Origin of the sequence: Providencia sp. PROV061, from assembly GCF_011045655.1 — a bacterium.
Taxonomy (GTDB): Bacteria; Pseudomonadota; Gammaproteobacteria; order Enterobacterales; family Enterobacteriaceae; genus Providencia; species Providencia hangzhouensis.
In genome coordinates, this window is sequence record NZ_CP042861.1 from 759,358 (window position 1) to 783,697 (window position 24,340).

22 protein-coding genes are annotated in these 24,340 nt (G+C 38.3%); 11 read left to right on the forward strand and 11 right to left on the reverse strand.

Translation table 11 applies throughout. The features are described 5' to 3' along the window. Window positions 1–10 precede the first annotated feature (10 nt). From FVA72_RS03370 to FVA72_RS03390, 5 genes are all read right to left on the reverse strand, one after another. Window positions 11–241 (reverse strand): hypothetical protein, encoded by a 231-nt coding sequence (locus FVA72_RS03370; protein WP_036958562.1) that lies wholly within the window; start codon window positions 239–241, stop codon window positions 11–13. 419 nt (window positions 242–660) lie between these two features. Then, entirely contained in the window at window positions 661–852 is a 192-nt protein-coding gene (locus tag FVA72_RS03375) for a hypothetical protein (protein WP_004905671.1), read from the reverse strand. Window positions 853–1,060: 208 nt separating this feature from the next. After that, window positions 1,061–1,525, reverse strand: coding sequence for a hypothetical protein (locus FVA72_RS03380; RefSeq protein WP_110592429.1), 465 nt, complete (start codon window positions 1,523–1,525; stop codon window positions 1,061–1,063). Between the two features lie 107 nt (window positions 1,526–1,632). Further along, entirely contained in the window at window positions 1,633–3,021 is a 1,389-nt protein-coding gene (locus tag FVA72_RS03385; RefSeq protein WP_110592428.1) for a Cu(+)/Ag(+) sensor histidine kinase, read from the reverse strand. After that, window positions 3,014–3,697: a heavy metal response regulator transcription factor gene (locus FVA72_RS03390; RefSeq protein ID WP_110592427.1), complete on the reverse strand. Its 684-nt coding sequence runs from the start codon at window positions 3,695–3,697 to the stop codon at window positions 3,014–3,016. The genes FVA72_RS03385 and FVA72_RS03390 overlap by 8 nt, the downstream gene beginning before the upstream one ends. A gap of 154 nt (window positions 3,698–3,851) precedes the next feature. On the opposite strand from FVA72_RS03390, the gene FVA72_RS03395 reads away from it, so the two are divergent. Genes FVA72_RS03395 through FVA72_RS03415 form a run of 5 tightly spaced genes read left to right on the forward strand, consistent with a single transcriptional unit; the run spans window position 3,852 to window position 10,491 of the window. Beyond that, window positions 3,852–5,246 (forward strand): efflux transporter outer membrane subunit, encoded by a 1,395-nt coding sequence (locus FVA72_RS03395; RefSeq protein WP_110592426.1) that lies wholly within the window; start codon window positions 3,852–3,854, stop codon window positions 5,244–5,246. 8 nt (window positions 5,247–5,254) lie between these two features. After that, window positions 5,255–5,596, forward strand: coding sequence for a copper-binding protein (locus FVA72_RS03400; RefSeq protein ID WP_243154736.1), 342 nt, complete (start codon window positions 5,255–5,257; stop codon window positions 5,594–5,596). A gap of 17 nt (window positions 5,597–5,613) precedes the next feature. Beyond that, complete coding sequence (locus tag FVA72_RS03405) at window positions 5,614–6,882, forward strand: efflux RND transporter periplasmic adaptor subunit (RefSeq protein ID WP_110592424.1); 1,269 nt, start codon at window positions 5,614–5,616, stop codon at window positions 6,880–6,882. A 3-nt stretch (window positions 6,883–6,885) separates the two neighbouring features. Beyond that, window positions 6,886–10,023 carry an efflux RND transporter permease subunit gene (locus tag FVA72_RS03410; RefSeq protein WP_110592423.1) on the forward strand — a complete coding sequence of 1,046 codons (3,138 nt, stop codon included), beginning with the start codon at window positions 6,886–6,888 and terminating at the stop codon, window positions 10,021–10,023. A 45-nt stretch (window positions 10,024–10,068) separates the two neighbouring features. Then, on the forward strand, window positions 10,069–10,491 hold the full coding sequence (locus FVA72_RS03415) for a DUF411 domain-containing protein (RefSeq protein WP_004905661.1): 423 nt from the start codon (window positions 10,069–10,071) through the stop codon (window positions 10,489–10,491). 48 nt (window positions 10,492–10,539) lie between these two features. Here the strand turns inward: FVA72_RS03415 and FVA72_RS03420 are convergent, their stop codons facing one another. Together FVA72_RS03420 and yaaA are read right to left on the reverse strand one after the other, a co-directional pair. Continuing rightward, window positions 10,540–11,532, reverse strand: coding sequence for an aldo/keto reductase (locus FVA72_RS03420; RefSeq protein ID WP_110592422.1), 993 nt, complete (start codon window positions 11,530–11,532; stop codon window positions 10,540–10,542). A 191-nt stretch (window positions 11,533–11,723) separates the two neighbouring features. Beyond that, window positions 11,724–12,500, reverse strand: a complete 777-nt coding sequence (gene yaaA / locus FVA72_RS03425) for a peroxide stress protein YaaA (RefSeq protein WP_004905658.1) — start codon at window positions 12,498–12,500, stop codon at window positions 11,724–11,726. 386 nt (window positions 12,501–12,886) lie between these two features. Between yaaA and tal the strand changes: the two genes are divergently transcribed. Together tal and mog are read left to right on the forward strand one after the other, a co-directional pair. After that, window positions 12,887–13,840 carry a transaldolase gene (gene tal, locus FVA72_RS03430; protein WP_036958561.1) on the forward strand — a complete coding sequence of 318 codons (954 nt, stop codon included), beginning with the start codon at window positions 12,887–12,889 and terminating at the stop codon, window positions 13,838–13,840. Between the two features lie 191 nt (window positions 13,841–14,031). Continuing rightward, window positions 14,032–14,613, forward strand: coding sequence for a molybdopterin adenylyltransferase (mog, locus tag FVA72_RS03435; RefSeq protein ID WP_110592421.1), 582 nt, complete (start codon window positions 14,032–14,034; stop codon window positions 14,611–14,613). Between the two features lie 78 nt (window positions 14,614–14,691). On the opposite strand, the gene satP is transcribed toward mog, so the two are convergent. Continuing rightward, window positions 14,692–15,258 carry an acetate uptake transporter gene (gene satP, locus FVA72_RS03440; protein WP_004905651.1) on the reverse strand — a complete coding sequence of 189 codons (567 nt, stop codon included), beginning with the start codon at window positions 15,256–15,258 and terminating at the stop codon, window positions 14,692–14,694. A 336-nt stretch (window positions 15,259–15,594) separates the two neighbouring features. Between satP and dnaK the strand changes: the two genes are divergently transcribed. Together dnaK and dnaJ are read left to right on the forward strand one after the other, a co-directional pair. Further along, the gene (dnaK, locus tag FVA72_RS03445) at window positions 15,595–17,511 is read left to right on the forward strand and encodes a molecular chaperone DnaK (RefSeq protein ID WP_004905650.1); all 1,917 of its coding nucleotides are present in this window, start codon (window positions 15,595–15,597) and stop codon (window positions 17,509–17,511) included. Between the two features lie 111 nt (window positions 17,512–17,622). Further along, entirely contained in the window at window positions 17,623–18,756 is a 1,134-nt protein-coding gene (gene dnaJ / locus FVA72_RS03450; RefSeq protein ID WP_110592420.1) for a molecular chaperone DnaJ, read from the forward strand. 67 nt (window positions 18,757–18,823) lie between these two features. On the opposite strand, the gene FVA72_RS03455 is transcribed toward dnaJ, so the two are convergent. Beyond that, entirely contained in the window at window positions 18,824–20,224 is a 1,401-nt protein-coding gene (locus FVA72_RS03455) for an amidohydrolase (RefSeq protein ID WP_110592419.1), read from the reverse strand. Between the two features lie 121 nt (window positions 20,225–20,345). Next, window positions 20,346–21,194, reverse strand: coding sequence for an EamA family transporter (locus tag FVA72_RS03460; RefSeq protein ID WP_094961932.1), 849 nt, complete (start codon window positions 21,192–21,194; stop codon window positions 20,346–20,348). A gap of 389 nt (window positions 21,195–21,583) precedes the next feature. Between FVA72_RS03460 and nhaA the strand changes: the two genes are divergently transcribed. Both nhaA and nhaR read left to right on the forward strand, forming a co-directional pair. Continuing rightward, window positions 21,584–22,759: a Na+/H+ antiporter NhaA gene (gene nhaA / locus FVA72_RS03465; protein ID WP_004905642.1), complete on the forward strand. Its 1,176-nt coding sequence runs from the start codon at window positions 21,584–21,586 to the stop codon at window positions 22,757–22,759. Between the two features lie 189 nt (window positions 22,760–22,948). After that, window positions 22,949–23,869: a transcriptional activator NhaR gene (gene nhaR, locus FVA72_RS03470; protein WP_004914690.1), complete on the forward strand. Its 921-nt coding sequence runs from the start codon at window positions 22,949–22,951 to the stop codon at window positions 23,867–23,869. Between the two features lie 55 nt (window positions 23,870–23,924). Here nhaR and rpsT read toward each other — a convergent pair whose 3' ends face one another. Further along, window positions 23,925–24,185: a 30S ribosomal protein S20 gene (gene rpsT, locus FVA72_RS03475; protein WP_004914688.1), complete on the reverse strand. Its 261-nt coding sequence runs from the start codon at window positions 24,183–24,185 to the stop codon at window positions 23,925–23,927. Window positions 24,186–24,340 lie beyond the last annotated feature (155 nt).

Below are 24,340 nucleotides of genomic sequence, written 5' to 3' on the forward strand. Positions count from 1 at the left end.
ACGAGATATATTATCTACCGTTGCCGCCATTACCGCCGTTACCACCATGGCCGCCATTCCCTCCATTACCACCATTTCCTCCATTACCACCGTGACCGCCATTCCCTCCATTTCCTCCATGGTTTTGTTCATAAATAGTAGAATAAGTCGAAGTATTGTCAGAATGTTTTTCTTGGAAAGAAGTTGCAGATGCTAGAATTGGGAATAATAAAGATACTATGACAATAGATGCTTTATACATATAAAATCCTCGATTAAAAGTTTAAATTGAAGTGAACTGCAAGGAAATTGTAATTCATGATTTTGAATAAGTAATTAATATTTTCATCTAAGAGTGAAATTAAATTTAGTTCACTGTTAATATAAAATAACATTATTTATTTTTTTTGTGCGTATTTTAAATGATTTATTAATAATGAATCATTTGAGATAATTAATTAATAATTTTCCAGGTAATGTTTTGTTTTAAAATTAATTATCATAAGATTAGGGTTTTATGGGGTAGGATAGTAAAGTGGAATATATTAAAATACAATTCCACTTTACCATTGATTTTAACAGCATATAGGCCTATGTTTCCTAATGTAGTATATTAAAAGGATATAAGGCTATATATTATGAAGGGAATTACCTTAAGCTTTGTTTGATGTCTTCTGAATTTTATTTGATGTTCAGCCAAACATCATCATCATCTCCTTTTACGTTAAACCAAACATCATCATCATCCCCGTTATAGGCTACGTTTACGTCTATATCTAGGATAGGTGGCTCTGGTGGGAAAGGAAGAATAGGAGTAGCGAAAGAGAGAGTTGGAAATAATAAAAATGCAAATATGATTGATTTTTTAAACATATAATCACCTTTTAAAGTTAGTATTGAAATGAACTGCTTAGAAATAATAACTTATTTTTCTTGATGTTCAATAAATATTCAATCAATTTAGTAATAAAAAATGAAATTGGTCAAATAAAATCTATTCGTTGTGTCTATATCTAAATTTTATTTTTTTAATTTAAAACCATATTAATATTTATTTAATAATATGGTTTTAAAGTTATAATTAATTATTTTTTGAATGTCCTATTATTTTACTTTGTATAGAAGCAGATGAACTATTTTTATGAAAGTTTAACATGGTGACGGCTTTTTCATTTTCATTCATATCGGAAAATGGTTTTGCAACTTTTACCATCGATTTTTTATAGTTAGGTGATTGGTTTTGGTGGCTACTGATCATATTCTGCATTGCTGGGGAGGTACTATTTTGAGTAAAATTCAATGCGGTAGCAGCTTGAGTATGTCTATCTAATTGAAGAAATGATTGGGTTGAGTTGATATTATCGTTGACTGAAATACCCGCCTTACTCAAGTGGTTATTAATCGATTTTTGATTAGAATACGATGTATTATTCTCAGTGAAATTTAATGCATTCGCTGCATTATAATGTATTTCTTTTTCTGTTTGAGCGGTTGCTACATGTGTTGTTACAGTTACAAGTGTTAAAGCAAAAATAATTTTTTTCATTACAAATCCTTATTAAGTTAGATAATTTATCTTGTAACTATAATAAGGTTTTATTTCTGTCTGAATACTGACAACAAGATGACAAAATTGCCATTTATGGTAGATATTTAATTTGGTTCCTTAGGTAAAAATACAGTAAAACGTGTTGAAAAATCATCTGATGTTACAGTGATTCTTCCCTTATGCGCTAATATGATTGATTTGACGATAGCCAACCCAATTCCGCTCCCTTCATTTTTTCTTTGTCTTGATTTATCTACTCGATAAAATCTGTCAAAGAGTTTTGCTAAATGTTCTTCTGGTATTTTCATGCCGGGATTGCTGATAATTAATTCAATACCATTTTTTACATTCGAAATATTAATACTGACAGAATCCCCCTTTGGGGTATAGCGGATAGCATTTGATATTAAGTTAGTAATTGCTCTTCTTAACATATCTTTATCGGCCATAATAGGGTCTGTATCACCAATTAGCTTAAGATTTATTTCATTCTCTTCCGCGAGATATTCAAAATAATCAAATATGAGCTCTATTTCAGTTTTAATATTAATAACTTTTTTCTCAGGGATAAGCCTATTATCATCTGCTTGAGCAAGAAAAAGCATATCAGAGATCATTCGTGATAGACGGTTATATTCTTCTAAATTAGAATATAACACTTCAACGAGTTCTTCTTTACTGCGATTTTTACTCAAAGATATTTGGGTTTCAGTCATTAAATTAGTGATAGGTGTACGCATTTCATGAGCTATATCTGCTGAGAAATTCGTTTGTCTTACGAAAACATCTTCAATTTTGACTAACATCTGATTAAATGATTTTGTTAATTGTTTTAATTCATTAGGTACAGAATCAGGGTCTAAACGCACACTTAAGTTTTCGGAAGTGACATTTTTGATTTCATCGCTCACATCTTTAAGGGGTTTTAATCCTTTAATTACAAGGAAATAAACGACAAGAATAGTAAATAAGCACAATATAATAGCGCTGACAATTAAATTATTTATTAATGAACTCAGATAATCATGATGAAAATTTAATGATAATGCAGTAACCAACCGATATTGTTTAGACTCTGAAGGGGAATCTACCTGAATAATAATTTCAGATAGGCGATAATTTTTAAGCTCTTCTTGGTTATTTTTATGAGGATCATAATTTTTTAAGTACGTAATGAGCTTATCTGTTGCATTGGGAGATATTAATTCATTTCCTTTTTTATCAATGAGATAAATAGTAATGTCTTGGTGCTCATTAATAATGGTTTTAATACGTGCATATTGTTCACTTTGTGAGTCTGTATTGTTATTTAACAAGCTACGGATCGTTAGGTTCAACTGGTTAAGTGTGTATTCATCTTGCTGTTTAAAATGCAACATAACCGAATTGATCATGATCGAGCTAAATAGTAACAAGGAGAGGGAGAGAGTAATACTGATCAAAACAATAAGACGAATTGAAATAGAGACAGGAGATCGAAAAAATTTAATCATTTTCAGGGATCTCAAGTAAATAGCCCATTCCCCTAATGGTATGGATCAATTTAGGTTCATAGCCTTGATCTATCTTAGCTCTTAATCTTTTCACTGCCACATCAATCACATTGGTATCACTATCAAAATTCATATCCCACACTTTTGAAGCGATAAGAGAACGAGAAAGCACTTCACCTTGATGAAGAATAAAAAATTCCAATAAAGAAAACTCTTTACTGGTGAGTATAATTTTATCATTTTCACGGGTAACGCGTCGCTTAATCAGGTCAACATGCAAGTTAGCAATGGTAAACTGTGTTTTTTGGATGCTGCTGTTGCCTCTGCGTAATAAAGTTCTTACTCGAGCGAGTAACTCCGAAAAATCAAATGGTTTAACGAGATAATCATCAGCACCTAACTCTAGTCCTTTGACTCGATGCTCAACATTACCTAATGCAGTGAGCATCAGTATTGGTGTATTTTTTCCTGAATTGCGTAAGTTCTTTGCAATTTCCCAGCCGTTAATATCAGGTAACATCACATCAAGAATAATTAAATCATAGTCTTCAGTTGTGGCCATATGCAGGCCAGTAATACCATTTTCGATTGCATCAACAATAAACCCGGACTCACTTAAGCCTTTAGACAAGTATTCTCTCGTTTTATGTTCATCTTCAACAATAAGTAATTTCATCTCAGACCTATCAGCCAGGTAAATAATGCAGCCATTCTAAGCACTACAGCAACGAAATGTAAAATGACAAATTTGTCATTTTCATGTCATCAATCTAACAGGAGGTCTTTTTTACTATAGCTCCAATTTTAATTACTAGAGGCATGGCTATACCATGTATTCCCCAAAAATATTAATAATAGCTTATGCCTTAACTTTGACGGGCTGTGTTTCGCTCGCTCCTGAATATCAACGCCCTAACCTTAATTTACCTCATCAATTCAATAGTCATGTTTCTGATGCAGCAAAGCAGGCTCAAACTGAATTATTGTTCCCTAGTTGGGAACAATTTATTCAAGACCCTCAAATGAAAAACGTGATAGAAATTGCACTAGAGAAAAACAGCGATTTATACCTTGCTGCGTTAGATGTAGAGGAAGCTCGTGTACGTTTTGGGCTCGCGGGGGCAGAAAAATATCCTCAAGTTAATTCATCGATGAGTGGTGATTATAGTCAGTCGTTAGAGAGCGGGTCATCCTTTAATAAGAAATACAGCGTAGGCATTGATATCAGCTATGAGCTGGATTTTTTTGGGCGTATCAAAAATTTATCTGATGCAGACAAAGCAAAGTTTATTGCTTCTCAAGAGATGAGCCGTGCGACACAAATTATCACGATTAAAACGGTAGCAGAAGCGTACTTAGATGTGGTGTATAACCAAAAGCTATTATTAATTGCACAAGAGACGAAACAAAGTTATCTCAATAGTCAATCAATTGTAATGCAAAAAGTGGCGGCAGGAAAAGCCGCACTATCAGACCTAGAACAAGCTAAAGGGCAAGTACAGTCTATTTCTATTAATATCGAAAAAATTGAAAGTGAAATTGCAAAAAATGAAAATTTACTGAATTTTTTGACAAATGACTATGCAACAAAAATAAACTTAGATCTAGGACGCTACGAGCCAAACTATCCTTTAATTACGACACCTCCAGATATTCCTTCTGAAATATTGCTAAAGCGCCCGGATATTATGGCTGCGGAGCAAAACATTATTTCTGAGAATGCCAACATCGGTGTAGCGAGAGCGGCTTTCTTTCCTTCTATTTCCTTTAATACGGGAGTTGCAAACAGTAATGATTCTTTAACGGGGTTATTTGACTCTTCAAATGGTATTTGGAATTTTATTCCTAAAATTACGTTACCTATCTTTACTGGGGGGACTAATAGCCGAAATTTAGAGTTGGCAAATATTAGAAAAAATAAAGCGATTGCTAATTACGAAAAAAGTATTCAAGTAGCGTTTCGAGAAGTGAAAGATGCCTTAGTGATCAAATTGAGTTTAGAAAAACAACTTATCTCCCAAGAGCAATATGTCAACACGCTGCAAAACGTCTTAACACAGAAACAAGCAAGTTATCGATATGGTGGTTTAAGTTATCTCGATGTTCTCGAAGCGCAGCGTAGCTTATTTACAGAACAGCAAAACTTATTGATGTTGAAAATAGAACAGCAGAAGAATGAAATAAATTTATTCTCTGCATTAGGTGGCGGATTAATCAAATCATGAGGGTAAAAATGAAAAAACTAAATACGGTATTTTTTGTAATTTCAATGGCGATATTAACAGCAACCAGCTATGCAAATACAGCTGAACATAATCACTCTATTTATCCAGAAAAAGCGGCGGAACCAACAATTAACACTGAAGGAAAGCTAATCTCGATTGACAAAGATAATAAAAAATTAACGATAAATCATAAAGAAATAGAAAGCATTGGTTGGCCACCAATGACGATGCGTTTTACATATGAAGATGAAAATATGATCAACGGTTTACAAGAAAATGATGAATTGAAATTTTCATTTGTACAACAAGGTAATCTTTCAATGTTGAAATCCGTCGAAAAAATAAACTAAATAGGTAGAGAGATGTTATGTCATTAGTTAACCTGACCAAATTGCTATTGGTAATTATTTTATCGAGCGTTATTTCAATTTTATTTTACCGTTATTTTTTCGTTATAGAAAATAATAGCCAATCAGTTGAAAAACAAGAACGCACCGTATTGTATTGGTATGATCCCATGTATCCCAATACCAAGTTTGATCAACCAGGGAAATCCCCTTTTATGGACATGGATCTTGTTCCTAAATATGCGGATGAAAACTTGGCTTCAGCGAATAGCAAAGGGGTAACAATTAACCCAACACAGACACAAAATTTAGGGCTTAAAACGGTGGATGTGAAGTGGGGGAAATTAAACTATGACTTAACATTTCCAGCCGAAATTGCGTTTAATGACCATCAATTTGCTATTGTACAAGCACGCGAAAATGGTTTTGTTGAAAAAGTTTATCCATTCACAGTAGGTGAGAGGATCCAAAAAGGTGTTCCTATTGCTGAGCTAACGATCCCTGCATGGGTTGAAGCACAAAGCGAATATCTTGCGCTTAAGCAAATGAATGCGAGCCAACAAGATCTTAATAGTGTCATTGAGCGTTTACGTTTAAATGGCATGCCAGAAGGCGCACTTTCTCAGTTTATTAAAACAGGAAAAGTGCAAACACGTTTTACTATTCAAGCTCCTATTTCTGGGGTAATTACTGCACTTAATCTACGTTTAGGGATGAACGTATCCAAAGAAGTCGTTATCGCACAAATACAAGGAACAGATCCATTATGGATTAATGCATCTGTTCCTCAATCAGTTGCTGAATTACTTAATCAACAAACACAATTTACAGTTTCTATTCCTGCCTATCCTTCGCAGTTATTTGCTGTAAAAAACTGGTTGATATTACCCAGTGCAGAGCAAGCAAGTCGTACAATTAACATTCGTACAGAAATTGCTGATCCTAACCATTTATTAAAACCGGGTATGACAGCATATTTAAATTTAGTTGCAGAAGGTAATGAAAGTTTATTGATCCCTTCACAAGCCATTGTGGACTCAGGGAAAGAACAGCACGTTATTGCTGTTGGTGAGAATGGTGAATTTATTCCCAAAAGGGTGCGAGTGCTGAGCGAATCTCAACAAATGACAGCAATATCTGAAGGCTTACAAGTGGGTGAGCATATAGTGACTCAGGGTATTTTCCTGATTGATTCTGAAGCGAATATTGCCGGGGCATTAGCCAAGATGGAAGCGCTTCCTGAAGCATCAGCGTCATCTAATCATTCATCACATAAATCTCAGGAGTAGAGTATGTTGGAATGGATTATAAGACGCTCGGTTGCTAACCGATTTCTAGTGTTAATGGGAGTCGTGTTTTTAGTCATTGCGGGTATTTGGAGCATTCGCAGTACACCAGTTGATGCATTACCTGACTTATCTGATGTACAAGTGATCATCAAAACCACTTATCCAGGGCAAGCGCCGCAACTGGTCGAAAACCAAGTTACCTACCCGATAACGACGACGATGCTATCTGTGCCGGGAGCAAAAACGGTGCGGGGGTTTTCTGCATTTGGTGACTCATATGTTTATGTTATTTTTGAAGATAATACAGATTTATACTGGGCTCGTTCACGAGTTTTAGAATATTTAAATCAAGTCCAAAACCAATTACCCAAAGGTGCAGTAGCCTCCATTGGCCCTGATGCGACAGGTGTTGGTTGGATTTTTGAATATGCTTTAGTGGATAAAACTGGAAAACATAATCTAGCAGAACTACGTTCATTACAAGATTGGTTTTTGAAATATGAATTGAAGGCTTTGCCTAATGTTTCAGAAGTGGCAACCGTTGGCGGTGTGGTTAAATCTTACCAAATCTTAGTTGACCCACTCAAGCTCAGCCAATTTTCAGTGACATTACCTGAAATAAAACAGGCCGTTGAAATGGCTAACCAAGAAGCTGGTGGTTCATCGATTGAAATTGCTGAAGCTGAATATATGGTTAGAGCAAGTGGTTATCTTCAATCTATTGATGACTTCAATAAAATCTACCTAAAAACGCCAGAAAATGGTGTACCTATTTACCTACAAGATGTTGCTCGAATACAGGAAGGCCCCGAAATGCGTCGTGGGGTTGCTGAGCTAAATGGAGAAGGAGAGGTCGTTGGGGGAATTATTCTGCTTCGCTCTGGTGAAAATGCACGTAATGTGATTCAGGATGTAAAACAGAAACTTGAAGATTTAAGTGCTAGCTTGCCGGAAGGCATCGAAATTATCACGACTTATGATAGAAGCATTCTTATTGATAACGCGATTGATAATTTAAGTTATAAGTTACTAGAAGAATTTATTGTTGTCGCATTAGTGTGTGCCGTTTTTTTATGGCATTTCCGTTCTGCTCTCGTGGCAATTATTTCTTTGCCCCTTGGATTATTTATTGCCTTTATCGTCATGCGCTACCAAGGAATAAATGCAAATATTATGTCGTTAGGGGGCATTGCAATTGCGATCGGAGCAATGGTGGATGCCGCCATTGTTATGATCGAAAATGCACATAAAAAATTAGAAAAATGGCAACATGAAAATGAAGATAAAGTCATTGATAATGCCCAGCGTTGGAAAGTTATTACGGATTCCGCTGTTGAAGTTGGGCCTGCATTATTTATCAGTTTATTAATTATCACATTGTCTTTTATTCCTATCTTTACGTTGGAAGGGCAAGAAGGCCGTTTATTTGGTCCACTTGCATTCACAAAAACCTATGCCATGGCGGGTGCTGCGGCTTTAGCGCTGATTGTTATTCCAATTCTAATGGGATATTGGATCCGCGGTAATATTCCAAATGAAAATAAAAACCCACTGAATCGTTGGTTGATCTCACTCTATAGCCCTATTTTAATTAAGGTATTAGCGTGGCCGAAAACCACCTTATTAATTGGTTTCTTATCTTTATTTACGGTGATATGGCCATTAAAACATTTAGGTGGTGAATTTCTTCCTGCAATTAATGAAGGTGACTTACTTTATATGCCTTCAACATTACCGGGTGTTTCGCCTGCACAAGCGGCATTTTTACTACAAAATACGGATAAATTAATCAAAACTATTCCAGAGGTGGATACGGTATTTGGAAAAGTTGGTAAAGCTGAAACAGCAACGGATTCAGCACCTATGGAAATGATTGAAACAACGATACGTTTGAAGCCGCAAGCACAGTGGCGAGAAGGAATGACACTCGAAAAAATTATTGATGAGCTCGATGAAACGGTGCGTTTGCCAGGGGTTGCAAACTTATGGGTTCCACCTATTCGTAACCGTATTGATATGCTATCTACGGGAGTCAAAAGCCCTATAGGTATTAAAGTATCAGGCAGAGATCTTGAAGAAATCGATGCATTAGCCCAACAAATTGAAAAAGTCACAAAATCGGTACCGGGGGTGGTTTCAGTTTTGGCTGAGAGGTTGGTAGGCGGACGCTATATTGATGTCAAAATTGATAGAGAAAAAGCAGCTCGTTTTGGTATGAGTATTAGCGACGTACAAGTGTATATCTCAATGGCCACTGGTGGGGAAATGATTGGAGAAACAGTTGAAGGGATTGAGCGTTACCCAATTAGCATAAGATATCCTCAAGATTACCGAAATAGTGTATCTGCGATGAAGTTATTACCAATTTTAACGCCAAGCAAACAGCAAATTGTGCTTAGTGATGTTGCTGATGTCTCCGTGAATATGGGCGCTCCCATGTTGAAAACAGAGAACGCCAGACCGACTAGTTGGATTTATATTGATGCACGTGATCGTGATATGGTTTCTGTTATTAAAGATATTGATGCAGCAATAAAAGATAATATTCAAATGAAACCGGGTCTTAGCTATTCCTTTACGGGGCAATTTGAATTACTCGAAAGGGCTAACCAAAAATTAATGTTAATGGTCCCCGCGACTATCATGATTATTTTTGTACTACTTTATTTAGCCTTTAGACGATTTAGTGAAGCTTTACTGATTTTATTAAGTTTACCTTTTGCTTTAGTGGGCGCTATTTGGTTCCTTTATTGGATGAACTTTAATTTATCAGTTGCAACAGGAACTGGATTTATTGCATTGGCAGGTGTCGCGGCTGAATTTGGTGTAGTTATGTTGATTTATTTACGCCATGCAATCGAAGATAAAGAAAAACAGAAAGGAATAAGCAAGCTATCAAACCAAGATTTAGACCGTGCATTATATGAAGGCGCAGTTTTACGTGTTCGCCCTAAAGCCATGACGGTTGCCGTAATTTTAGCTGGTTTATTGCCAATATTACTTGGAACAGGAGTCGGTTCAGAAGTGATGAGCCGTATTGCTGCGCCGATGATTGGTGGAATGATAACTGCACCATTATTATCCCTATTTATCATTCCTGCGGCTTATAAATTAATCTGTCAGTTACGCCATAAAAAATAGACACTTTTTAAGTACTAGTCATTATTATTGATAAGGTAAATAGCAATGAAGAAGATAATTTTAGGTGGAATGTTTTTACTGTCATTTTCTGCATTTTCTCAAAACCAGAGCGTGCAATTGTATAAAGATGCAAACTGTGGTTGCTGCCAATTATGGGGAGAAGGAGTTAAAAAAGCAGGGTATGACGTTGTGGTCAATGAAATCAGTTATGATGAGTTGAACAAACTGAATGATGAGCTGAATGTGCCTTATAACTTACGCAGCTGTCATATCGCTAAATACAAAGGTAAAGTGATTGTTGGCCATGTTCCTGTCAGCAGTCTTGATGCGATTGATGCCTTACCAGCGGATGTGGTAGGGATTTCTGTTCCGGGTATGCCAATTGGTAGCCTAGGGATGGAGCAGCCAGATGGCCGTACTCAGCCTTATTCTGTGGTGCAGTTTAAAGCAAATGGGGAATATCGTTAATTGAGATAAAATTTATTAAGTTGCAGGATATCCTGCAACTTGTGTGTTTTATTCGCCTTCTAATATTAATTCGATGGCTTTGAGCTCTTCTTGCGTAAAATTACGATTTTTTAGTATCCCCATTGCATCATCAATTTGGCTGATACGGCTTGCGCCAATGAGAACGGAAGTGATCCTGTCGTGTCTCAGTAGCCATGCTAATGCCATTTGGTTTAGCTTTTGTCCTCTTTTTGTTGCCAGTTCATTCAGTTGTTTAACCTTTGATAAAATGTTTGACGTGAGTCTTTCTGGGGGCAAAGAAGGATTACCTGCAGCACGTGAATCAGCAGGGATGCCATTAAGGTAGCGATCGGTTAATATCCCACCAGCCAATGGAGAGTATGCGATAGAGCCAACGCCTTCTTCTTCCAGTAAATCGAGTAAATCTTCTTCGGGAGTACGTTCTAGCATGGAATATCTAGGTTGGTGAATCAGGCAAGGGGTTCCTAATTCATTGAGAATATTAATGGCTTCTTTGGCTAAATTGGTTGGGTAATTAGAAATCCCCACATACAGGGCTTTTCCTTGGCGAACAATGAGATCTAGCGCTCCCATGGTTTCTTCTAGTGGGGTATTGGGATCAGGTCGATGATGATAAAATATATCTACATAATCTAATCCCATTCGCTTCAAACTTTGGTTTAGGCTTGCAACTAAGTATTTTTTACTTCCCCAGTCACCATAAGGGCCGTCCCACATAGTGAAACCCGCTTTTGATGAAATAACCATTTCATCGCGATAAGGCAGAAAATCCCGCTGCATAATTTTGCCAAATGTACTTTCGGCAGAGCCTGGTGGTGGCCCATAATTATTAGCAAGATCAAAATGGGTGATCCCAAGGTTAAAAGCATGGCGAAGCATGGCTTGGCAATTATCAAAGGGTTTGTTATCGCCAAAGTTGTGCCATAATCCTAATGAAATCAGTGGCAAGCGTAATCCGCTACGGCCACATAAACGATATTCCATTTCAGTATAGCGCTTTGATGATGCAACATAAGGCATACTTCACCTCCAAAATAGTGGGTAAAACTCAATTTATACTGTCATAAAGCTAAAAAGTAGGCTGAGGAATCAATGCTAATTTGTTCTTGACTAGAAGGTTTATGAGTAAATTGTGATAGAGCCCGAAAAAAGCGTGAAGTATTTTGGCATTCGTGGGTATCGGCTGCGTGCCAATCCCCACGTTTTATATATTAGGCTTGCTCTGAGCGGGTAAATACCAGCTCGTTACCTTTAGATTGGCTTTCATCAAATTGATAGCCTTCTAAATTAAAATCAGCCAGTTGGTCTGTTTTCGTTAATTTATTTTGGATGATAAAGCGGCTCATTAAACCCCGCGCTTTTTTTGCATAAAAACTGATAACTTTATATTTACCATTTTTTTCATCAAGGAAAATAGGCTTGATAATTTGCCCGTCCAGTTTTTTTGTATTCACTGATTTAAAATATTCATCTGAGGCAAGGTTGACTAATATTTGATCTTTTTGCTCCGCTAATGCGTGATTTAATTGCTTGGTAATGATGTCTCCCCAAAACTCATATAAATCTTTTCCACGGGTATTTTTTAATCGAATTCCCATTTCTAAGCGATAAGGTTGCATTAAATCTAGCGGTCTTAAGATACCGTAAAGACCTGATAATATGCGTAAATGAGATTGAGCAAACGCAAAATCGTCTTGAGAAAAGGTTTCTGCTTGCATACCCGTATACACATCCCCTTTGAAGGCAAGGATCGCTTGGCGTGCATTTTCTGGGGTAAAGTCCGCATGCCATTCTGCAAAACGGGCAGCATTGAGCCCCGCAAGCTTGTCACTAATTTTCATTAAACTGGCAATATCTGCAGGGGTTAATTTACGACAGACATTAATTAATTTTTGTGACTCAGTAAGTAATTCAGGCTGAGTAAACTGCTGTGTCGCAAGTGGGCTTTCGTAGTCTAATGTTTTTGCAGGTGAAATTGTAATAAGCATGACTTGACCCTTTATAAAGAATGATACTGCTTACTTTAGCAAAAATTCTTCCTAATTGGCTAATTGATACGATAAGCCAAACCAATATTATTCTTTAATTACAATGATAGCACAATATAACTAGCTAAAAGGATTCAGTTTCTAATTGGCTAGCGAAATCGATTGCCAATCAAATAGTTGCTTTTGACTAGATTTACTTGCTTGCAGCAATATGGATGCATGATATTATCTGTAGACGGTGCGGCGATAGCCACAATTCCTTTATAATACGCAAAGTAATTCAAGTTGCAGTTTGTTAGCCTACACCACAAGAGTCGCAAGAATTGTAGGTAGCTAACCACTGCTACAACTTGGAATATGACGGGTATAACAACGAGATTAAAGAAATGACCGATAAACTAACCTCATTACGTAGTCTGACAACTGTTGTTGCTGATACTGGCGACATCGAAGCGATGAAGCTTTACAAACCACAAGACGCGACCACAAATCCCTCGCTGATCTTAAATGCTGCACAAATTCCTGAGTACCGTAAATTAATTGATGAAGCGGTAGAATGGGCTCGTAAGCAAAGCAATAATCGCGAGCAACAAATTGTTGATGCTTGTGACAAGCTGGCTGTTAATATCGGTCTGGAAATTCTGAAATTAGTTCCGGGTCGTATTTCTACTGAAGTTGATGCGCGCCTGTCTTATGATGAAGAAGCTTGTATTGCTAAAGCGCGTCACTTAATCAAAATGTATAACGATGCAGGCATCAGCAATGACCGTATTCTGATCAAACTGGCTTCAACTTGGCAGGGTATCCGTGCTGCAGAGAAACTGGAAAAAGAAGGCATTAACTGTAACCTGACTTTATTATTCTCTTTTGCTCAAGCTCGTGCTTGTGCGGAAGCGGGTGTATACCTGATTTCTCCATTTGTGGGCCGTATTCTTGACTGGTACAAAGCGAATACAGATAAGAAAGAATTCGCACCACATGAAGACCCAGGTGTGGTTTCTGTTACTGAAATCTACAACTACTACAAAGCTCACGGTTATAAAACTGTGGTTATGGGCGCAAGCTTCCGTAACGTGGGCGAAATCATTGAACTAGCAGGTTGTGACCGTTTAACTATCTCTCCAGGCTTATTAAAAGAGCTGTCTGAATCACAAGGTGAATTAGTACGTAAACTGACTGATACAGGTAAAACTAAAGAGCCAGGCGCTAAGTTGACTGAAGCAGAGTTCTATTGGCAGCACAACCAAGACCCAATGGCGGTTGATAAACTGTCTGACGGTATCCGTAAGTTTGCAGTAGACCAAGAAAAACTGGAAAAAATGATTGCAGATTTACTGTAATTTGTTTCGTTTTTTCTTTCAAACCCAGCCAGTTGGTTGGGTTTTTTTATACCTATTTTTCATTGAGTTAGTTCTCAATTTCAAGATATAAAATCAAGGGCGCTTTATGCAATCGTTCATCATGGTATGATATTGCCCCTGTTTATTATTAAGTGAACAGTTTTTGATTGAATAATTTCTTTGAGGTTTGTATGGATGAATTGCGCATAGGTCTGGTTTCCGTTTCTGATCGTGCTTCGAGTGGTATTTATGAAGACAAAGGCATTCCCGCATTAGAAGAGTGGTTAGCGAAAACGTTGACAACCCCTTTTCGTATCGAAACTCGCCTGATCCCTGATGAGCAAATCATGATAGAGCAAACATTATGTGAGCTGGTGGATGAGTTTGCTTGCCATTTAGTCCTAACCACAGGCGGCACAGGACCTGCTCGCCGTGATGTCACGCCTGATGCAACCCTTGCGATTGCAGACCGTGAAATGCCAGGTTTTGGCGAACAAATGCGCCAAATTAGCCTAAAGTTCGTCCCTACTGCGATACTGTCACGCCAAGTAGGGGTAATACGCAACCAGGCTTTGATTTTAAATTTACCTGGGCAGCCTAAAGCGATCGCGGAAACTCTGGAAGGTTTAAAAGACAAAGAAGGGAATGTGGTAGTTTCTGGTATTTTTGCCAGTGTTCCTTATTGTATTCAATTGCTTGATGGCCCATATGTAGAAACAGACCCTTCGGTTGTGAAGGCATTTAGGCCTAAATCCGCAATTCGTCCTGAATAGTTTGCGATGTAATCAGGTGAGGCTTAGCTCACCTGATTAATAATATTTAATGCATAAAATCACATACGTTAGTTAAATTTAACCACGTTGGCCAATCGGTAATACCGTTTTGCCATATTGCTCATTTAATATTTCTGCGACCGCTAAATAAAATGCGCTAGCGCCACAGATAATTCCTTCAAAACCAGCAAATTTTAGTAATGCTGCATTTCCCGTAATATTGCCAATCGCTAATAAAGCGAATAATACAGTTAAGCTACCAAAGACAAATTGCAAAACAAAATTAGCTTTGAAGGTTCCTAAAAACATGAAAAAGGTAAAAATTCCCCAAATAGCGAGGAAAACACCTAAAAACTCAGGTGAAGTTGCTTCGGCTAATCCCATTGAAGGCAAAAATAATAACCCCACTAATGCAATCCAAAACATACCGTAAGAGGTAAATGCAGTTGCACCGAATGTATTGCCTTTTTTGTATTCAATCAGACCTGCAATAAATTGAGCAATACCACCATAAAAAATGCCCATACTTAAAATAACGGATGAAAGAGGGAAAAAACCTGCATTATGAATATTCAGCAGGATGGTTGTCATACCAAAGCCTAGTAAACCAAGTGGGCCTGGATTTGCAAGAGAGCTAGACTGCATATAACCTCTGGTAAAATATAAAAAATTCAAATAGATAAAAAACAAAAAGGTTTTGCCAAAGTGACAGCGGCGGCGCATCATACGCAGTTTTAATTGTTTAAACCATGATCACAAGACAGGTTTTTTTGCAATAAATGCAAATTTTTTTGATTCTCCCCCTTGATGAATGAATTTGTGACCCCATCTTAAAAGCATCAACTGATATCAATCCAAATTATTGCGTATTGAAAAATAATTTAGGCTCAGAGTGAAAACTCCCTTGAAAATGAAATATTGAGCCTCATATAGATTGATATCGAAATCATAGTGAAAAGAATTCCTTTGGAGGCGTTTTAGATGGGTAAAATCATTGGTATCGACTTGGGTACAACTAACTCATGCGTTGCAATTATGGATGGTACTACAGCTCGTGTTCTGGAGAACAGCGAAGGTGATAGAACTACTCCTTCCATCATTGCGTACACTCAAGATGGTGAAATTTTAGTTGGTCAGCCAGCGAAACGTCAGGCTGTGACTAACCCAGAAAATACTTTATTTGCAATTAAACGTTTGATTGGTCGTCGTTTCCAAGACGAAGAAGTTCAGCGCGACGTTTCTATCATGCCATATAAAATCATTGCGGCTGATAACGGCGATGCTTGGTTAGATGTGAAAGGCCAAAAAATGGCTCCACCACAAGTTTCAGCTGAAGTTCTGAAAAAAATGAAGAAAACAGCAGAAGACTATTTAGGTGAGCCAGTAACAGAAGCAGTTATTACTGTGCCTGCTTACTTTAACGATGCTCAGCGTCAAGCGACTAAAGATGCTGGCCGTATTGCTGGTTTAGAAGTAAAACGTATCATTAACGAACCAACAGCAGCTGCATTAGCATACGGCTTAGACAGAGAAGTTGGTAACCGTACTATCGCGGTTTATGACTTAGGTGGCGGTACATTCGACTTATCAATCATCGAAATCGATGAAGTTGATGGCGAAAAAACGTATGAAGTTCTGGCTACCAATGGTGACACACACTTAGGTGGTGAAGACTTTGATACACGTTTAATCAACTACTTAGTTGAAGAATTTAAGAAAGAACAAGGTGTTGACCTGCGTAACGACCCGTTAGCAATGCAACGTCTGAAAGAAGCTGCAGAAAAAGCGAAAATTGAGCTGTCTTCTGCACAACAAACAGATGTTAACCTGCCGTATATTACAGCAGATGCAACAGGTCCTAAACACATGAATATCAAAGTGACTCGTGCGAAATTAGAGTCACTGGTAGAAGATTTAGTTAAGCGTTCTATGGAGCCAGTTAAAGTTGCTCTGCAAGACGCAGGCTTAAGCGTGAGCGAAATCAACGATGTTATCTTAGTTGGTGGTCAAACACGTATGCCAATGGTTCAAAAAGTTGTTGCTGATTTCTTTGGTAAAGAACCACGTAAAGACGTTAACCCAGATGAAGCAGTTGCAATGGGTGCGGCAGTTCAAGGTGGTGTTTTAGCGGGTGATGTTAAAGACGTTCTGTTACTTGACGTAACTCCTCTGTCTTTAGGTATCGAAACCATGGGTGGCGTGATGACTTCGTTAATTGCGAAGAATACCACTATCCCAACTAAACATAGCCAAGTGTTCTCAACAGCTGAAGATAACCAAGCAGCGGTAACTATTCATGTTCTGCAAGGTGAGCGTAAACGCGCAAGTGACAACAAATCACTGGGGCAGTTTAACTTAGATGGTATTCAACCTGCACCACGTGGTATGCCACAAATCGAAGTGACTTTTGATATCGATGCGGATGGTATCTTGCATGTTTCTGCTAAAGACAAAAATAGTGGACGTGAGCAAAACATCACCATTAAGGCTTCTTCAGGTCTGAATGATGAGGAAATCGAAAAAATGGTACGTGATGCAGAAGCAAACGCTGAAGCTGACCGTAAATTTGAAGAGCTAGTTCAGGTTCGTAACCAAGCTGACCAATTAGTTCACGGTACTCGTAAACAAATCGAAGAAGCCGGTGATAAATTACCAGCTGAAGATAAAGCGAATATCGAAAAAGCAACTTCTGAATTAGAAGCAGCAGCAAAAGGTGAAGACAAAGCGGATATTGAAGCGAAAATCCAAGCTTTAGTCACGGCATCTGCAAAACTTCTGGAAATCGCACAGCAACAAGCTCAAGCGGGCGGTGCAGCTGGCGCAGGCGCAGAAGCGAAAAAAGATGATGATGTTGTTGATGCTGAATTTGAAGAAGTTAACGACAAAGACAAAAAATAATGCCCTTAGCGGGCGCAGTAGCTATAGCAAATGATAGTTAATGGTTACTGATACCGGATACGGGCGTCGAGGCAACTCTACGCCCGTTCCGCATGTTAAGGGTAAAATTAAATGGCAAAAAGAGATTTTTATGAGGTATTAGGCCTCGAAAGAAATGCATCGGATAAAGATATTAAGCGTGCTTATAAGCGCTTAGCGATGAAGCATCACCCTGACCGTAATCAGGGTGATAAAGATTCAGAAGATAAATTTAAAGAGATCAAAGAAGCTTACGAAGTTCTTTCTGACGAGCAAAAACGTGCGGCTTATGACCAGTATGGTCATGCTGCGTTTGAGCAAGGTGGAATGGGCGGAGGCGGTGGCTTCGGTGGTGCGGACTTTAGTGATATCTTTGGTGACGTCTTCGGTGATATTTTTGGAGGCGGCCGCAGACAGCAGCGCCCAAGCCGTGGTTCTGATCTACAGTACAACATGGAACTGACTCTCGAAGAGGCTGTCCGTGGAGTGACCAAAGAAATCCGTATTCCAACCTTGGAAACCTGTGACGTTTGTCATGGTAATGGTGCGAAACCAGGAACTAGTGCGGATACGTGCTCAACCTGTCACGGTATGGGCCAAGTCCATATGCGCCAAGGCTTTTTCTCTGTACAACAGCCTTGTCCAACGTGTCATGGTCGCGGTAAAGTTATCAAAGATCCATGCAACAAATGTCATGGCCATGGCCGTGTTGAAAGATATAAAACACTGTCAGTTAAAATTCCAGCAGGTGTAGATACAGGTGACCGTGTTCGCTTGTCAGGAGAAGGTGAGGCCGGAGAAAACGGGGCACCAGCAGGAGATTTATTCGTTCAGGTTCATGTATTGCCTCATAATATTTTTGAGCGTGATGGTAATAACCTGCACTGTGAGGTTCCAATTAACTTTGCTGATGCAGCACTGGGGGGCGAAATTGAAGTACCAACCCTTGATGGCCGTGTAAAACTGAAAATCCCAGCAGAAACCCAAACCGGTAAAATTTTCCGTATGAAAGGAAAAGGTGTGAAATCGGTACGTGGTGGTCTGCAAGGTGATTTAATGTGCCACATTGTTGTTGAAACCCCCGTTAAACTCAATGAGAAACAAAAAGAGTTGCTCAAAGAGTTTGGTGAATCACTAGGTGGAAAGAGTGGTGAGAAGAACAGCCCGCGCTCTAAAAGCTTTTTAGATGGCGTTAAGAAATTCTTTGATGATTTAACTAATAAATAATTAGTTAATAATTGGAAAAGTTAGAATGGCTGACTGAGCATATTGCCAAGTCAGCCATTTTTTTATCTTATTTTACGACTTCACCACTAGCAACCACAGTTTCGCGGACTTTACTGGCAAAATCTTGAGCTTCTTTGATAATTGTATTTTCATCAGCAGTCAGTATTTTACGGTCTTGCATTAATACTTTGCCATCAACAATAGTATGGCGAACATTGGCTCCATTTGCGCCATAGACTAATGCGGCATAGGGGCTATACATAGGAACCATATTTGGTGATTTGGTATCAATAACAATGATATCAGCTAATTTCCCTGCTTCGAGAGAGCCGAGTTTGTCTTCCATATGTAATACCTGCGCAGAGCCCATGGTCGCCATCTCAACAACAGTGATTGGTGGCATCGCTGCTCTATCTTTATTGGCTAGTTTGTGAATTTTACCGACTAAATTTAGCTCATTTAACGTCGTTAGCGTATTACTCGACATTGGTCCATCCGTTCCCAAACCAACGCGGATCCCTTTTTCCAGCATGGTTGTCACAGGGGCAACACCTTTAGCAGACTTAGTATTCGCACTGATATTATGCGCAACGCCGACATCATACTGCTTGAGTAGATCCATATCCTTTTCATCAACCATAATGGCGTGTGCTGCAATAACTTTATTATTCAGTGCACCAATGTCAGCCATATATTGTACAGGGCTTTTCCCTCCTGTACGTTTGGCTATCTCTTCTTGTTCACGGTCAGTTTCCGCCAGATGGATCATTACTGGAACATTAAGTTCTTGAGATAATTTTGCTATTTTCTGTAAATGCTCTGTTGTATTGGTATAAGGCGCATGAGGCGCAAAAGCAGGGGTGATACGTGGGTGATCTTTGTATTGATTGATAAAGTTGACTGCATAATCGATACCTTCATCTGCATTTTTTGCATCAGCGACGGGAAATTGAATCACTGATTCCCCAAGAATCGCTCTTAGTCCAATTTTATCAACGGTTTTAGCCACTTCATCTTCAAAGTAATACATATCAACGTAAGTTGTGACTCCACCTTTAATCATTTCAATATTCGCAAGGTTGGCCCCAACTCGTACCATTTCACGGGAAACCATTTTATTTTCTAATGGGAAAATATAACGGTGTAAACGGTCTGGCACATCATCAGCTAAGGAACGAAACACGGTCATAGATGCATGTGTGTGAGTGTTAATTAGCCCTGGCATGACAATATCGCCATTAACATTCAGGACATTAGGTGCTTGATAATTTTGAGCAAGTTCAGGGCCACCAACCGCAATAATTTTATTGCCTTTGATGACAACCGTGCCATGGTCAATAACCTGTTTTTTAGCATCCATTGTTAAGATGGTTCCATCTACGATTATGGTGTCCGCGGGGATAGCTGAAAAACTAGGAAAAGAAGCACTAATAATGGAAATAGCCAGTAAAGATTTTAAAAGCGACATTTTGGCCTCATATCTGGTGAGAAAATATAACAATTATGGGTAAATAAAAAGCAATAATACGATTTTGAATAAAGCTAAATTAGTTGCTTGATAACCAAACATTCAAATAATAACAATTTTATTAATGACTTAATTTTGCTAATAAAACACCAAAAACAATAACAACACAGGCAATGACTCGCATGACGTTGAATTTTTCTTTAAGAAAAGCAATGGATAAAAACATGGCAAAGAGTACGCTAGTTTCTCTAACTGCGGCGACCATGACAATCGGTGCTTGGCTCATCGCCCATATGGCAATGCCATAGCTAATGAGTTGCATTAACCCACCTAGCAACCCTGAACGCCAGTATTGTTGAATTCCAACAAGTAGGGTACCACGATATTTGATAAGGCCAGGTACAGCTAACACAATTCCATTTAAAAGAAACAGCCAAAGCGTGTACACGACAGGGTCTTCACTTGCTCTGGCGCCATAGCCATCGGATAGGGTATAGCAAGCCGTAAAGAAGGCGGTTGATAAGGCAAAAACTAGTGCTTTTCCCTTAATATTCAATGTGAATTTTTTACCTGCAAAAGCAATGAGCACTACGCCACTAATAATGCACAAAACACCAATAAGACCCATTAGTGGAATTAGCTCATTAAATAGCAAAGCACCTAGTACTGCTGTCATTAATGGCGCAGAACCACGTGATATTGGGTAAATTTGGCTTAAATCGCCATGTGTATAAGCCTGACTTAAAAAATAGGTATAGCCAATATGAAACAGTACCGATAACGCTAACCAATGGATAGCTTCTGGTGATGGTAGGCCTAACCAAAGTATTGCTGGTATCGCTAAGGCACCAGAAAAAACAGAAATCATGACTAGGCCGAAAAAACGGTCATTACCAAATTTAACTATAGCGTTCCAGCTTGCATGGCAAAAAGCTGCAAACAGCACAGAAAGTAATACGTAAGTTGTCATCGTTAAATTGTAATCATTAGTATTTTATTAGCAATCTAAACACATTGTTTTGCGAAACGTTTGGCAAATATTTTGTAAATAGTCTTCCATATTTATCGTTTTTACAAAAGGTATCGAAAAAAGAAACAGGCAAGTTTTTCTTGTGTAAATAAAAGGGATAAATTTTGATGTACTAGAAAAGTTGAATTTATAAAGTCTGTTTATCACAAAATTTATTATTTGTTTTTATAAAAGTTGTCTATAGTAAAATTAACGTTTTTTTCTCATTTGCCGTGATCTCTAACCCAAATAAATCGGTAATTCCGAGTGTTAAGCGATAAATAAACGATTTTTTACGAATTAATAATTAGCATAGTATTAACATTCAAAAAAACATTGGGGTTAACTATATGACAGCAATTATTCGTAAATTTTTAAGGTTAGAAGCAGCAGGGGGCTTACTTCTGATTATTGCTGCCATAGTCGCTTTAATAATGGCTAACTCACCATTACAAGGGGCTTATCAGCAATTTTTAGATATTCCTGTATCCATTAAAATATCAGAGTTTGGTTTAGATAAACCGCTGATATTATGGATTAATGACTTCCTAATGGCGATTTTCTTTTTGGTGGTCGGCCTTGAAGTAAAGCGCGAATTATTAGAAGGATCCCTTGCAGGACGTGATAAAGCGATATTTCCAGCAATCGCAGCCTTAGGAGGGATGATTGCTCCAGCATTAATTTACCTATTATTTAATGGTGGAGATGCAGTTACCCAGCAAGGTTGGGCAATACCTGCCGCTACAGACATTGCTTTCGCGCTAGGTGTGATGGCCTTATTAGGTAAGCGAGTACCAACAGAACTTAAGGTGTTCTTATTAGCATTAGCTATTATTGATGACCTTGGTGTTATTGTGATTATTGCCTTTTTCTATACAAGTTCTGTTTCCTTGGTTGCATTGGGGCTGTCAGCACTGTGTATTGCCATTCTCTGTATGATGAATTGGCGTAGAGTAGAGAATACAGCGGCTTACTTAGTTATTGGGTTAATATTATGGGTGTGCATTTTGAAATCTGGAGTGCATGCCACATTAGCAGGGGTCATTGTTGGCTTCTTGATCCCTTTACATGGTACTAACCAGACCAAGCCTTCAGAAGAATTGGAACACGTTTTACATCCATGGGTTGTTTACTTAATTCTACCTATTTTTGCGTTTGCTAATTCGGGTGTGCAACTTCAAGGTGTGACTTTTGAAGGTTTGTTGAGCCCACTGCCATTAGGAGTCGCTGCGGGGCTAATTTTGGGTAAGCCAATTGGGATTTTTCTGTTTAGTTGGATTTCGGTAAAACTTGGGTTTGCAAAATTGCCAGAGTCGATTAATTTAAAACAAGTTTTTGCCGTTTCTGTACTGTGTGGGATCGGTTTTACTATGTCTATTTTTATAACCGGCCTCGCATTTGATGGGTTGGATGAGGTGTATAGTACCTATTCACGCCTAGGAATCTTGATTGGTTCTACGTTAGCTGCATTTTTAGGTTACTTTATGTTAAGAGTAGTGTTACCGAAACAAAAAGAACTAACCTAGTACAAGCTTATTGTGTAATTTTGCAAATTATTAGTAAGAATTTCCGAACTAATAATCTATGATATACCGTAGTGTGTTTTTTAATACACTACGGTATTCATTTTAAAGGCTCTGAAAAGTATGAGCTGCGGGTAAATGTGTATGGTCAATAGCGGTTACATAGCTAGTGACGGTACCGAAGGAATCGATATGCGGGTTTCACATCTTAATTTTAACCATCTTTACTACTTCTGGCATGTATGTAAAGAAGGCTCTGTCGTCGGAGCAGCAGAAGCGCTTTACCTGACTCCTCAGACAATTACAGGGCAAATAAAAGCATTGGAAGAGCGATTAGGTGGAAAGTTATTCAAAAGGCAGGGGCGAGGTTTGGTGCCATCTGAGCTTGGGCAATTAATTTTTCGCTATGCAGATAAAATGTTCATGCTTAGCCAAGAAATGCTAGATATCGTCAATTACAGCCGTGAATCTAATTTATTGTTTGATGTTGGGGTTGCAGACACGCTCTCAAAACAGCTAGTTAGTAAAATATTAGAGACTACGGTTGTTGAGCATGAACAAATTCATTTACGTTGTTTTGAATCAACGCATGAATTGCTATTAGAACAGCTTAGCCAACATAAATTAGATATGATTTTGTCTGACTGCCCTGTGGACTCATCACAGCAAGAAGGTTTGTTCTCGGTGAAGTTGGGCGAGTGTAATATGAGTTTCTTTTGTCGTCAGCCGATCCCTAAAAAGCCATTTCCTGAATGTTTAGAGGAACGTCGCTTATTGATTCCAGGGCGGCGATATTTGTTAGGTAGGCATATCTTAGCTTGGATACGAAATAAAAACCTGCAAGTAGAAGTGTTAGGTGAGTTTGATGACGCAGCGCTTATGAAAGCATTTGGCATGCATTATAACGCGATTTTTGTTGCTCCATCGCAGTATACACCTGACCTTTTAGGTGGCGAAGATATTGTAGAGTTAGGCCGTTTAGAAAGCGTAAAAGAAGAGTACTACGTTATTTTTGCAGAAAGAATGATCCAGCACCCAGCCGTGCAGCGAGTGTGTAATAAAGATTTCTCAGATTTATTTTCAGTTCCGCTTGATAGCTTAGATAAAAAATAGTAACAAATAAAAAACCGGCATAAGCCGGTTTTTTTAAGCTAATCAAGAAGCAAAATTACATTGCTTTGATTTGAGCAACTAAGTTAGCTTTATGACGTGCTGCTTTATTTTTGTGGATCAGGCCTTTAGTAGCATGGCGATCAACAATAGGTTGCATGTCATTGAATGCTTTCTGAGCAGCTTCTTTATCGCCTGCAGCGATAGCAAGGTAAACTTTCTTGATAAAAGTACGTACCATAGAGCGACGGCTAGCGTTATGCTGGCGACGTTTCTCTGACTGAACGGCACGTTTCTTAGCTGATTTGATATTAGCCAAGGTCCAACTCCCAAATGTATTCTATTGAGGACAATTCAAAGGTCGAGGAATATGCCCTTTCGCCCTTCATTTGTCAATGGATTTGTGCAAATAAACATCGTGTACTTCGATGCTCATGCGTTGTGAATGGTGCAAGATTCTATCAGCAAATATAA